Origin of the sequence: Mesorhizobium sp. CAU 1741 (assembly GCF_039839275.1) — a bacterium.
Lineage (GTDB): Bacteria > Pseudomonadota > Alphaproteobacteria > Rhizobiales > Rhizobiaceae > Aerobium.
Window position 1 is genome coordinate 903,131 of sequence record NZ_JBDOQP010000001.1, and the last position, 12,642, is coordinate 915,772.

The 12,642-nt window shown below is 63.0% G+C and carries 12 protein-coding genes; 9 read left to right on the plus strand and 3 right to left on the minus strand.

Translation table 11 applies throughout. The annotated features are described in order from the left end of the window. Positions 1-87: 87 nt before the first annotated feature. On the plus strand, positions 88-1,308 hold the full coding sequence (locus AAFN84_RS04300; RefSeq protein ID WP_347513268.1) for an alanine racemase: 1,221 nt from the start codon (positions 88-90) through the stop codon (positions 1,306-1,308). 14 nt (positions 1,309-1,322) lie between these two features. Further along, entirely contained in the window at positions 1,323-1,673 is a 351-nt protein-coding gene (locus tag AAFN84_RS04305; RefSeq protein WP_347513269.1) for a VOC family protein, read from the plus strand. Between the two features lie 6 nt (positions 1,674-1,679). Here AAFN84_RS04305 and AAFN84_RS04310 read toward each other — a convergent pair whose 3' ends face one another. Both AAFN84_RS04310 and AAFN84_RS04315 read right to left on the minus strand, forming a co-directional pair. Beyond that, positions 1,680-2,849 (minus strand): lytic murein transglycosylase, encoded by a 1,170-nt coding sequence (locus tag AAFN84_RS04310; RefSeq protein ID WP_347513270.1) that lies wholly within the window; start codon positions 2,847-2,849, stop codon positions 1,680-1,682. A gap of 68 nt (positions 2,850-2,917) precedes the next feature. Next, positions 2,918-3,727, minus strand: a complete 810-nt coding sequence (locus AAFN84_RS04315) for a GH25 family lysozyme (RefSeq protein WP_347513271.1) — start codon at positions 3,725-3,727, stop codon at positions 2,918-2,920. Positions 3,728-3,943: 216 nt separating this feature from the next. Here AAFN84_RS04315 and AAFN84_RS04320 point away from each other — a divergent pair, with 216 nt between their 5' ends. The 3 genes from AAFN84_RS04320 to AAFN84_RS04330 all read left to right on the plus strand — a co-directional run bounded on the left by AAFN84_RS04320 (position 3,944) and on the right by AAFN84_RS04330 (position 6,314). Further along, the gene (locus AAFN84_RS04320; RefSeq protein ID WP_347513272.1) at positions 3,944-5,302 is read left to right on the plus strand and encodes a serine hydrolase; all 1,359 of its coding nucleotides are present in this window, start codon (positions 3,944-3,946) and stop codon (positions 5,300-5,302) included. A gap of 191 nt (positions 5,303-5,493) precedes the next feature. After that, complete coding sequence (locus tag AAFN84_RS04325) at positions 5,494-5,832, plus strand: metalloregulator ArsR/SmtB family transcription factor (RefSeq protein WP_347513273.1); 339 nt, start codon at positions 5,494-5,496, stop codon at positions 5,830-5,832. Beyond that, a complete protein-coding gene (locus tag AAFN84_RS04330) occupies positions 5,829-6,314 on the plus strand; it encodes an SRPBCC domain-containing protein (protein ID WP_347513274.1) in 486 nt (161 codons plus the stop codon). Before AAFN84_RS04325 ends, AAFN84_RS04330 begins: the two co-directional genes overlap by 4 nt. A 60-nt stretch (positions 6,315-6,374) precedes the next feature. Here the strand turns inward: AAFN84_RS04330 and AAFN84_RS04335 are convergent, their stop codons facing one another. Beyond that, a complete protein-coding gene (locus tag AAFN84_RS04335) occupies positions 6,375-10,016 on the minus strand; it encodes a hydantoinase B/oxoprolinase family protein (RefSeq protein WP_347513275.1) in 3,642 nt (1,213 codons plus the stop codon). A gap of 102 nt (positions 10,017-10,118) precedes the next feature. Between AAFN84_RS04335 and AAFN84_RS04340 the strand changes: the two genes are divergently transcribed. The 4 genes from AAFN84_RS04340 (at position 10,119) to AAFN84_RS04355 (ending at position 12,542) form a co-directional block, all read left to right on the plus strand. After that, positions 10,119-10,649: a winged helix DNA-binding protein gene (locus AAFN84_RS04340; RefSeq protein ID WP_347513276.1), complete on the plus strand. Its 531-nt coding sequence runs from the start codon at positions 10,119-10,121 to the stop codon at positions 10,647-10,649. Positions 10,650-10,762: 113 nt separating this feature from the next. After that, the gene (locus AAFN84_RS04345) at positions 10,763-10,933 is read left to right on the plus strand and encodes a hypothetical protein (protein ID WP_347513277.1); all 171 of its coding nucleotides are present in this window, start codon (positions 10,763-10,765) and stop codon (positions 10,931-10,933) included. 137 nt (positions 10,934-11,070) lie between these two features. Next, entirely contained in the window at positions 11,071-11,781 is a 711-nt protein-coding gene (locus AAFN84_RS04350; protein WP_347513278.1) for a DnaJ family molecular chaperone, read from the plus strand. Next, a complete protein-coding gene (locus AAFN84_RS04355) occupies positions 11,778-12,542 on the plus strand; it encodes an N-acetylmuramoyl-L-alanine amidase (RefSeq protein WP_347513279.1) in 765 nt (254 codons plus the stop codon). The genes AAFN84_RS04350 and AAFN84_RS04355 overlap by 4 nt, the downstream gene beginning before the upstream one ends. Positions 12,543-12,642 lie beyond the last annotated feature (100 nt).

The following is a 12,642-nucleotide window of genomic DNA, read 5'->3' on the forward strand; positions in this document are numbered from 1 at the left end:
CCATCGATTGGCCGTGGCCGTACGCGAGAGTCACTTTTTCCTGCCATCCGGCCCTGTTAGGCTCCGCACGTTCAACCGGAGAAGCTCATGCAGCGATTCGAGAATGCGCGCGAGGCAGCGCTGGCCCTTCGTCCCGACGACCCGGTCTACTGCTTCAGGCCGCAGGTGCTGAAAGACGACTGCCGTGCCTTCATGTCGATGTTTCCGGGCAAGACCGCCTATGCGGTGAAGACCAACGGCGAAAGAATGGTGCTGAAGGCGCTTTCGGAGGCGGGCGTAACCGCTTTCGACGTCGCGTCACCCGCCGAGATCGCCGATGTGCGGGCGATCGCACCGGATGCGGAGATGCTCTACATGCATCCGATCAAGGCACAGTCGCACATCAGGCTGGCGCTGGAGGAATACGGCATCCGGGTCATCTCGATCGACCACGAGGACGAAATCGTCAAGCTGACGCGCGTGGTCAAGGCGCTGGACATCGATCCCGCCAGCATTACCGTCTTCGTGCGCATCCAGACCAAGGGCAGCGCGGCGTACGAATTGTCCAAGAAGTTTGGCGCGGGCCCGGCGGCCGCTGTCGAATTGATCGATCGGCTGGCGCGCGGCGGCTACAAGGTTGGCATCTGTTTCCACGTTGGCAGCCAGATCGAGGACCCCGATACCTACGAGCGGGCGCTCGCGTCGGCTGACTGGGTGCGAAACCGCATTTCCGTGCCGATCGCGGCGCTGGACGTGGGCGGCGGCTTTCCGGCCGAGTATGGTCACGATCCCAACCGCAAGAAACCGGAAATGCCTTCGCTCGGCCAGATCATGTCGCGGCTGCGAAACGACATCGGCGAATGGGGATTCGCCGATACGCCGCTGGTCGCCGAGCCGGGGCGGGTCATCGTCGCCCGCGCATTCTCGCTGATCGTGCGCGTTCTTCTGCGCAAGGGCAGGCGGCTCTACATTAATGACGGCATCTGGGCGTCGCTGTCGGATTCCTGGACGGGCAAGATTACGTTGCCGGCGCGGTTCATCCCCGATCCGGCGATACGAAACCGCAACGGCAACAAGGGTAACATCGTGCCGTTCAAGGTCTGCGGCGCGACATGCGATTCCGTCGACATCCTGTCACGCCCGTTCTGGCTGCCAGAGACGGTCGACACCGGGGACTGGATCGAGATCGGCCATATCGGCGCCTATTCGCTGTCGCTGCGGACCCGCTTCAACGGCTTCTATCCGGACACCTATGTCGAGGTGACGACGCCGTTCGACGAAGGCGGCATGCCGGAAGGCTTCGCCAGTCTCGAGACGATGGCGGATTGAAACAGGGGCAGCCCATGCAGGTAAAGCGGATCGTCGCCAATCTCGCAACCCAGGACGTTGCCAAAGCGCGGGCTTTCTATGGTGACATACTCGGGCTCGACCTGCGCATGGACATGGGCTGGATCGCGACTTACGGCAGCGACGAGGAAATGACCGTCCAGCTCAGCGTGATGTCTCAGGGCGGTTCGGGCACGCCGGTGCCGGTCCTGTCGATCGAGGTCGACAACCTCGAAGAAGCGCTGGCCCGCTTCGAGGCAGCCGGTATTGCGATCGAATATGGCCCGACCGAGGAGCCGTGGGGCGTGCGCCGTTTCTTCGTACGCGACCCCTACGGCAACCTCGTCAACGTACTGACGCACGCATAGCGTGTCCTACAGGTTTGACAGAAGGGCAGGGGTCGGCCAACCGTCGACCGGCAAGCCCAGCCGGATCTGTTCCTGGCGCACTGCCTCGCGGGTCATCATGCCGAGAATGCCGTCGACGCCGCCGACGTCGTGCCCACGCGATTGCAGCTTCTCCTGCAGCAGTCTCATGGCGTCGCCGGTCAGTCCTTCCTCGGGCGTGCGGGAATCGAAACGAGGCGCGCCGGCGAGCCGCGTCGCGAGATTTGCGGCGGTGAGCGTGTAGGTGAAGGACTGGTTCCATTCGAGGTAGATGTCGAAGTTCGGGTAAAGCAGGAAAGCCGCACCCCTGTGCCCCATGGGCAAGGCGAGGCCCGCATCCGGCGCATTGGCATCGAGCGGACTGCCGTCGCGCTTCGTCACGCCCCAGGCCGTCCACTGAGAGATTGGCAGGCGGTTGCTTCGCCCCGTCTCCTCCCAGGGCATCTGTTCCGGGATGCGTACCTCCTGCATCCACGGTTCACCGGCGCGCCAGCCGCGCGACTGGATTTTCCGCGCCGTGGTCAGGATCACGTCGGGCACGCTGCGGCGCATGTCCACCACGCCGTCCCCGTCCCCGTCGACCCCGAGCTTGAGGATGTCGGACGGCAGCATCTGCGTCTGGCCGATTTCGCCCGCCCAAGCGCCTTGTGTATCCGCCGGCAGATCACCGTGGTCGATCAGCGTCAGCATCGGGACCAGTTGCGGGCGGAAGAGCTCCGGGCGGCGGCAGTCATGCGCCAGCGTCACCAGTGCATTGAGGGTGTTGAAGTCGCCCTGGACAGCGCCGAAGTCGGTCTCCAGCGCCCAGAATGCCGCGATCACTGGCCCCGGGACGCCATAGTCACGCTCGGCCCTGGCAAACAGGTCGGCGTGGCGTCGCAGAAGCGCCTGTCCCTGTTCCAGCCGATAGCTGCTGATCATGCGTCCGGCAAATTCGGTGAAAGTCTGCGAAAATACTCCCTGCGCACGATCGCGCTGCAGCACGCGCGGGTCGACCTGGGCGTTCTGAAGCGCCGACAGGCCACGCTGGCCTATACCCGCGGCCTGCGCTTCCTGCGCGACACCCTGTTTCCAGGTGGCGAAATCGCTTCCGCATTGCTGTGCCAGCGCGGGAGATGCTGCAAGGGTCAGGACGATTGTGGCGATCGTCTTTTTCATCGGGGGCTCTCCATCTGTTTTGGCGCTTGGTTGTCCTAGGACCCGGCAAAGCGGGCGAAAGTTCGGCGTCAGCTCGACTGTCCGTCCAGCCAGGCCCGCCATTGGGCAGCGGAGCCGTTGAAGACGTTGATGTCGGCGTCTCCACGAATGCCCGGGACTTCGCCCGTCCCGGTGTATTGCCAGAACAGGAAGCGCTCATTGTCGTAGATATTGTCGGGGTGGTTGGCGACGGAGCGCAGCCACCAGTCGTAGCCGTCGAATTCATGCAGCCGATTGTCGCGGTAGAAGTCGATCGATGTGTAGATGATCGGTCGCCGGCCATAGTGCCGCTCGATCATGGTCAGGAATATCCGCATTTCCCGTTGCACGGTCGCTGCGGGTGGACGCAGGCGGCAACTCGGCGACAGATGGTTCCACTCCATGTCGAGCACATGTGGGATGGAGCCGGCCTCCTTCGGCACGTTGCGGATGAACCATTCGGCCTGCTCGCGGGCGGGCCTGCAGAAATAGTAGAAGTGATAGGCCGAATGGGGAATGCCGGCCGCCCGCGCCCCGCGCCAGTGCTGATGAAACCGGTCATCCAGCCTGTCTCCGCCTTCGGTCGCCTTGATGAACACAAAGGAGATACCGGCATCGCGAGCCGTCGCCCAGTCGACGGCGCCCTGATATTTGGAAACATCGGTCCCGTGGATCGGGTAGCTCCAGGGCGTGCGCCCATCCCACGGATGCGGATCGCGGTCGCCGAAACGAGGATTTGTGACCGACACCTTGCCTTCGGCGACATGCGGCGCTGAAGGCGACAGGTCGCCGAAATCGTAGCCGACGCTCGTGCAGGCCGTCAGCAGCGCGCACGCAGCAAGCAGTAGCGTTCGAAGCATGTGGTCCTTCCCGCCTGGTGGCAATCGCGGTTGGCGAATCACTCACCGCACCCCAGCAATAATCGAACCGCCGCCAAACGTCATCGACCCTCAAGGCCCATGTCGCCGCCGCGTTTGCGGAAGTTCGTTGATTTTCAGGGGCCTTCCGCCCAAGAGTTCACAGCAAAGTCATCGGCTGCGATGGCCGAGGGATACCCACACGAAGGGGAAAGCGGGATGCGACTTGCCGGAACGATACTGAAATGGATGGCGGCGACACTGGTGGGGTTGATCCTGGGCGTATCCATCTGGCTCTACGCGACGCCGCCCGCGCTAATTCGGGTCGGAACCGGCTACTCGGCCAAGATCGTTTGCTCCAGCCATTTCGTTTCAGGCCGCGATGCCGGCGAGGCACTGGCCGTAGACGTACAGGCCCCGGGTCATCCACTGCTCGGCTATATTGACGTAGACGTCGACGCGGATACGGGAATGGTGTCCGCGAGCCTGCTCGGCCTGTTCGGCGAAAATCGCGCCGTCTATCGCGAAGGCGCGGGCTGCACGTCTCTGCCTGCTGGAGGCGAACCGTCGGTGCTACCCGCCGCAGCGTCCGTTGCGACCAGTAACGCCGACGAGTCCTGGCCCGCCGGTGAGCGCGTAGACCCATCGCGCGATGCCGCGCTCACGGCCATCCTGGACGATGCCGAGTTGACCGGGCCGGGTATGCGCGCGGTCGTGGTGGTGAAGGATGGCCGCATCATCGGCGAGCGCTATGGCGACGGCTTTTCGGCCGATACGCCGCTACTCGGCTGGTCGATGACCAAGACCGTGACGGCGGCGATCATCGGCACCCTTGTCCGGGATGGCCGCCTCTCCGTTGACCAGGACGAACTGTTCGAGGACTGGCTGGCCGACGGGCGCGCCGAAATCACCATCGCCGACCTGATGGCGATGTCGAGCGGGCTCGAATTCAACGAGGACTACGGCGACGTCACCGATGTAACCCGCATGCTCTATCTGGAGCCGGACATGGCCGGTTTCGCGGCCGACAAGCCGCTCGTCGGCGCCGTGGGCGAGCGTTTCAGTTATTCCAGCGGAACGACGCTGCTGCTGTCGCGCATCTGGCAGAACGCATTCTCCGCGCCTGCGGACGCATATTCCTACCCACGCGAAGCGATCTTTACGCCGCTTGGCATGACAAGCGCTGTCATGGAGACGGACGCGGCGGGGACGTTCACGGGATCGTCGTATCTCTATGCGACGGCCCGCGACTGGGCTCGCTTCGGCGAGTTCCTGCGCAATGATGGCGTGTGGGATGGCCGCCAGATCCTGCCGGACGGATATGTGGACTGGATGCGCGAAGCCGCGCCGGCTTCCGATGGCGCTTACGGCCGGGGCCAGCTCTGGTTGCAGCAGACAGGGACCGGGAACGACAGCCGCGTACCCGCCGACACGTTCTGGCTCAGGGGTCATGACGGGCAATCGGTCGCTGTCGTTCCGTCACAAGGGCTGGTCGTCGTCCGGATGGGGCTCACGCCTTCCAAACTTGCCTATTCATCGCAGCCGCTCATTGGGGCGCTCGCCGAAGCCCTTCGCTGAGGGCGTTCCTTTCGAAACGTTTGCTCTGCCGACATCGTGGACTGCACCTGTCGCAGCCAGCGGCGCGTGGCATGCCCACAATCGACCTCGCTCACCCGAGCCCGCTCCCTGATCCGGTGCAGGCGAGGCAGAATTAGACTTGACATAACACTTCGGTTATATAACAACCTTGTTATTGAAAGGAGCGCCTAATGCGCGATCTCGACGCAGCCTTTTCCGCTCTCGCTGATCCGACCCGCAGGGCGATCCTTGCCCGGTTGGCTCTCGGCGAAGCGACCGTGATGGAACTGGCGGAGCCGTTCGAGATGTCGCAGCCCGCCGTCTCTAGGCACCTAAAGGTGCTCGAAGGCGCTGGGCTCATTTCGAGGCGCGTCGAGGGCACGAAACGTCCATGTCGACTGGAGCCGAATGCGATCGAAGAGATCGACCGCTGGCTTGATCGACTGCGCGATGCACTGGAGAAAAACTTTAACCGGCTGGACGGTGTCCTGGCCGAACTTGAGGCCAAGGAAGGAAAAGAAGCCCAATGAGCAAGCTCTCCCTGAAGACGGAAGGCGATACCCATGTCGTCGTCACGCGCCATTTCGCCGCGCGCCCCGAACTCGTCTATCGCGCCCATACCGAGCCGGCGCTGATCCAGAAATGGCTGCTGGGACCGGACGGCTGGACCATGCCAGTGTGCATCAGCGAGCCGAGGCCGGGCGGCAAAATCCGCTACGAATGGTCCGACGGCGCCGGCAATGGTTTCCATCTCACTGGCGAATACCAGGAGCTCGAGCCGTTCAGCCGCCTTGTGCATGTGGAGCGGATGCACCTGCCAGACCCGACGCCCGACAACCATGTGGAAACGCGCTTCGAGCCGGATGGAGAGGGAACACTGATGACCATGCGCATGACGCTGCCCGACAGCGAGACGCGTGCCGCAATGCTTGCCACCGGGATGGACGAAGGCATGGAGGCGAGCTACGCCCGGATGGAGGAAATGTTCGCTTCCGGCAAGCTTGCAACGTAGGCCTCGAAGGAGTTCGGCGGGAGCGTTAACCTCCCGCCGTGCCGTATCGTAGCGAGCGCCTCAAGCGCGCCCGAAGCCGCCGGCCGTCGGGGTCGTGACGATCACGGCCTCGCCGGCATCGAGCACCGTCTGGTCGCATGCCTTGAGCGTCTCGACCGTGCCGTCGTTCCGGCGCACCTGGGTGGATCCCACCTGGCCGTCGCCGCCACCATCGACGCCGCGCGGCGGAGCGCCCCGGTGCGAAGACAGGATCGCGCATTCCATCCGTTCGAGGAATCGTATCGTGCGACGCGTTCCGTCGCCGGCGTTCCACTTGCCCTTTCCGCCCGAACCCTCGCGGATGTGGAAGTCTTCCAGCAATACCGGGAAGCGCAGTTCGAGGATTTCCGGATCGGTCAGGCGCGAGTTGGTCATGTGGGTGTGGACGCCAGACGTGCCGTCGAAGCCGCGTCTGTTGTTCATCTGCCCTGCCGGAGACCCCGAACAGATCGTCTCGTAATACTGGTACGTCTTGTTGCCGTAGGTAAGGTTGTTCATCGTGCCCTGCGCGTTTGCAAGGGCGCCCATGGCACCGAACATTGCATTGGTGACATGCTGCGACGTCTCCACGTTGCCGGCCACGACGGCAGCGGGGTAGGAGGGCCGCAGCATGCAGCCATCGGGGATGATGATGTTGATCGGCCGCAGGCAGCCGGCATTCATCGGGATGTTGTTTTCCACCATCACGCGGAAGGCGTAGAGCACAGCAGCGCGCGCGACCGGTTCCGGCGCATTGAAGTTGTTTTTCATCACCGGCGACGTCCCGGTGAAGTCGACCGTCGCCTCGCGTCTTTCGCGATCGACCGTGATCTTCACCTTGATGACCTGGCCGGTATCGGTCGGATATTCGTATTCCGAGCTGTCCGGCAAGCGCTCCAGCACGCGCCGCACACTTTCGGCGGCATTGTCCTGCACGTGGCCCATATAGGCTTCCACGACGTCGAGCCCGAAATGGGTGACCATCTTGCGCAGTTCCGCGACACCCTTCTCGTTGGCGGCGATCTGCGCCTTGAGGTCGGCGATGTTCTGGTGCGGATTTCGGGCCGGATAGGCGTGATCGGTCAGGAGATCGTGCAGTTCCTTCTCGCGGAACCGGCCGCGCTCGACGATGCGGAAATTGTCGAACAGCACGCCTTCCTCGTCGACTGTCGTCGCCAGTGGCGTCATCGAACCCGGCGCGGTGCCGCCGACGTCGGCATGGTGGCCGCGCGAAGCTGAATAGAACAGGATCTCCTTGCCATCGTCGTCGAAGACCGGCGTGACGACGGTGATGTCGGGCAGGTGCGTGCCGCCATTGTAGGGCGCGTTCAGCGCGAAGACGTCGCCCGGATGGATGTCGCCCTCGTTCAAGCGGATGATCGTCTCCACTGAACGATCCATGGACCCGAGATGCACCGGCATGTGCGGGGCATTGGCGACGAGAGCGCCGCTGCGGTCGAAGACGGCGCAGGAAAAGTCGAGGCGTTCCTTGATGTTGACCGAATAGGCGGTGTTCTGCAGCGTGACGCCCATCTGCTCGGCGATCGACATGAAGAGGTTGTTGAACACCTCCAGCATCACCGGATCGGCCTCGGTGCCCAGGGCCGCCTGGCGGCGCTTGCGCTCCACGCGGCGCAGGAGCACGTGGTTCTTGGCGGTGATCTGCGCCTGCCAGCCCGGTTCGAGGACGATCGTCTGGTGGCTTTCGATCAGGAGCGCCGGGCCATTGATCAGATGTCCCGGCGCGAGATCTTCGCGGCGGTGAACAGCGGTCTCATGCCATTCGCCTTCGAAGAACACGGATCGCGTCTCGTCAGCGGGTGCTGCCGCTTCGTTCATGTCGGCGTCGGTCTCGTCACGCCCGCTGGTGCGCGTATCAACACCTTCGAGGCTGATCGACTCGACCACGATTGGCTTGTTCTCGTAGACGAACCCGAACTGCGACTTGTGCGCGGCCTCGAAATCGCTGCGCGCGCCGCCGATGCCGCCATCGCCGAAATTGACCGGCAGTGCCGTGTCGGTGCCGTCGTAGCGGATCTGCAGGACGGGCTTCCATGCGATTGACTCGGCGGGCACGCCCTGCTGGGCGAGTTCCCGCGCAACCGCACCGCTAAGCTGTTCGATCGTCGCTTCGATGTCGCCAAGCGCGGAATCGGCAAGTGGCGCCAGTAACGCCTGCTGTCGCGAGGCGAAGATCGCCGAAAGGCCGATGCCGTAGGCCGAAAGCAGGCCTGAGAACGGATGGATGAGCACCGCTTCCATGCCCAGCGCGTCGGCGACGAGGCAGGCATGCTGGCCGCCCGCGCCACCGAAGCAATTCAGCAGATATTCTGTCACGTCGTAGCCGCGCTGCACGGATATCTTCTTGATGGCGTTCGCCATGTTTTCAACGGCGATGGTGATGAACCCTTCGGCGACCGCCTCGGGGGTGCGGCCATCTCCGATGCTCGCTGACATTTCGGCGAATTTTTCCTTCACCACAGCGGTGTCCAGCCGCACATTCTGGTCAGGGCCGAAAATCGCCGGGAAGAAATCGGGCTGGAGCTTGCCGAGCATCACATTGGCGTCGGTGACAGCCAGTGGTCCGCCACGCCGATAGCAGGCGGGGCCGGGGTTGGCGCCGGCCGAGTCCGGGCCAGCCTGGAAGCGCCCGGCTTCGTAGTGCAGGATCGATCCGCCGCCGGCTGCAACTGTGTGAATGCGCATCATCGGCGCGCGGACGCGAACGCCTGCGACTTCGGTATCGAATGCGCGTTCATAGTCGCCGTCATAGTGAGCGACATCGGTCGACGTGCCGCCCATGTCGAAGCCGATGACATGGTCGAAGCCCGCAAGGCGCGCGGTTTCCACCATTCCGACCACGCCGCCGGCCGGGCCGGACAGGAGGGCATCCTTGCCCTGGAACATGTCGGCGGCCGTCAGTCCTCCAGACGACATCATGAACATGAGGCGCGGATAGGTGTCGCCGGCGGAGGCCTCCGAGGCGCTGAGGCCAAGCTCTCCGGCGACCTGGCGCACGTAGCGCGACAGGATCGGAGACAGATAGGCGTCGACCACCGTGGTGTCGCCGCGTCCGACAAGCTTGACGAGCGGAGACACGCGATTGGAAACGGAGAGCTGCGAGAAACCGGATTCCTCGCAAAGCCTTGCGGCCATCTCTTCATGCGCCGGATGCTTCCAGGCATGCATGAAAACGATCGCCACCGCATCGATGCCGTCCGCTTTTGCCGCGGCAAGCTGGTCGCGGATGGTCTCAGAATCGAAAGCCGCTTCGACAGTGCCATCTGCGCGAACGCGCTCGTCCACTTCGACGACGCGCTCGTAAAGCTGCTCGGGAAGGATGATTTCCTTGGCGAAGATGTCGGGGCGGGCCTGATAGGCGATCTTCAGCGCATCGCGAAAACCCTTGGTGATCAAGAGTAGCACCCGGTCGCCCTTGCGTTCGAGCAGCGCGTTGGTGGCGACCGTCGTGCCCATCTTGATGTCGCCGATGCGCTCGGCTGGCACGTCCGCGCCCGACGCAACGCCGAGCAACTGGCGGATGCCCTCGATGGCGGCGTCGCGATAGGCTTCCGGATTTTCCGACAGCAGCTTCAGCGGATGAAGGTCACCGGCGGGGTCGCGGCCGATGATGTCCGTGAAAGTGCCGCCGCGATCGATCCAGAAATCCCACCTGCCGCTCATGATCGTCTCCATCGTGCCGAGATTGGACAGAAAACGCCATGCGGTGCATAGTGGTCTTCTGAATTTGTCGATATTTTATCGATAAAATGTCAGTGAAGGAAGATGCACTTGCCGAAAAAATCCGATGCTTCCATTGGTCCCGTCGTATCCGCCGCGCATCTCGCCGAAGGTGCCATGCCTGCGTTGTCGGAGCTGGAGTTTGCGCTGACTGTCCTAGGCAACGCGTTCCAGCGCTGGATCGTACGCTGCATGGCGAGTGCAGGCTACCCGGGCCTCGGACATGTCGACGTACTCGTGCTCCATGCGGTCAACCATCGCGGTCGCGACAAGACCCTTTCCGACCTCTGCATGATGTTCAATATCGAGGATACTCATGTGGTCGCCTACGCCCTCAAGAAGCTGGAAGGGCTGGGTCTCGTCGAGACCGGCCGACGCGGCAAGGAGAAGACGGTGCGCGTGACGGCCATCGGCGCCGACGCCTGCGAACGCTATCGCGAGGTGAGGGAGGCGTTGCTCGTGTCGAGCGTGGGCGCATTACACATTGATGCGGAAGCGGTCAGCCGCGTTGCATCGACGATGCATGCCCTTTCCGGGCAATACGACCAAGCGGCGCGGGCGGCGGCCTCACTGTAGCGTCTCCGACCCTTACACCGAGTCACACAACGTTATGAAACGGAGTCGATGGCACGCTCATTTATCTCTCGAACGCCCGCTGCGGTGGGTGGTCCACTAGAAGGAGACTGGAAATGAAAAAGCTGATCCTCGCTTCCGTATCCGGCATTGCTCTGATGGGTCTTGCCGCTTGCAGCGACACCGACGAGACAACCACGCAGTCCGTTCCGAGCGAACAGGAAGCGCCGATGGCGCAGCCGGAGCCTTCCGCTGAGCCGACCACGCCAGCGGCACCGGTGGACTGATACAGCGCTTTGGTCGATGAAATCGACCACCAGCGCTTACGGAACAGGCCGGGATTTCCCGGCCTTTTTCGTGTTGCTGTCACTGGCGGGAAATTTGTTCTCTCGCCACAACCGGCGATTCATCTTATTAAGCCCCGATGTCGATCTGGGCCCGAATAAGCGAATTTCTGACGACGGTTCCCGCCGGCGCTCTCTCGAACCTTATCGAAGCGATCCGAACGGTCTTTGAGGGTGATCCCGAGTTGCGCAGGCGTGTGGCCTTCTCGATCGCGATGATCGCGCTGTCCGCCAAGATGGCGAAGGCCGATGGCATCGTCACCCAGAATGAGATTCGCGCGTTCCAGCAAATCTTCATCGTTCCCAATGAGGAGCAGCGAAACGTCGCGCGCCTGTTTGATCTTGCAAAGCAGGATGTCGCGGGATTCGAAGTCTATGCCGAGCGTATGGCAAGCCTCTGCGGTTCCGGGCGGCCGAACTGCGTCATGCTCGAAGACATACTCGACGGGCTCTTCCATATCGCCAAGGCAGACGGGTTCGTGCACGAACGCGAACTGGCCTTTCTGCGCCGCGTGGCTGAGATATTCGAGATCGACGACACCCATTTCGAGACGATCCTGTCGCGGCACGCCATCCTTGGGGAAAATGACCCCTGGCGCGTGCTTGGTCTGGATCGCGGCACGCCGTTTGCAGATGTGCGCAGCCGCTATCGGCGCATGGTTGCCGACAACCATCCGGACAAGCTGATAGCCCGCGGCGTGCCGGAGGAATTCCTCGCCATCGCCAACAGCCGGCTGGCGGCGATCAACTCCGCCTACGAAACGATCGAACGGAGCCTGCGACCGGCATGAGCGGGTTCGCCGCCGAGCACAGGGGCGCGGAAGTACGGTTGTCGCCCAATTTCGGCCCGCGCCGCAACGCCATGACGCCTGACTGCCTGATCCTGCACTACACCGGCATGGAGACGGGGCTGGCGGCAGAGAATTGGCTGTGCGCGCCAGAGAGCGAAGTGTCGTCGCATTATCTCGTTCATGAAGATGGACGCATCGTGCAGATGGTGCGGGAATCCGACCGGGCATGGCATGCCGGCAAGGGTTCCTGGAAGGATGTTCCGGACGTGAATTCCTTCTCGATCGGTATCGAGATCGTCAATTGTGGCCCGATTGCCGGTTTTCCGCCTTTCCCTGACGTGCAAATTGAGGCGGTTGTGGCGCTTTCGCGGGACATCTGCGATCGGTGGTCCATCGCTCCCGAGCGCGTTCTGGCCCATTCCGATGTCGCACCCGGAAGAAAGATTGATCCGGGCGAGCGGTTCCCGTGGGCGGTCCTGGCCGCGAACGGGGTCGGCCATTTCGTCGAGCCGGCTGCGGTGCGCGGAGGCCGCTTTCTGGCAATGGGTGAGCGCGGCCAGCCGGTCGAGGCGCTGCAATCGATGCTATCGCTCTACGGCTACGGCTTGGAAATCAATGGGTTTTTCGACCAGACGACGCGGGATGTGGTCGAGGCCTTCCAGCGCCACTTCCGGCCTGCGCTGGTTGACGGGGTGGCGGATCAATCCACCATCGAGACGCTCCATCGCCTGCTGAGCGCACTGGTCAGCGCGGATTCCTGACGCAAGGTAAATTAGCATCGCCTGTTACAGCCTGTCATGCAAAGTGACTGGTTTGGCCTTTTTTGACGCCAACTCGGCAGTCTATTGCCCCTTCCTGCGC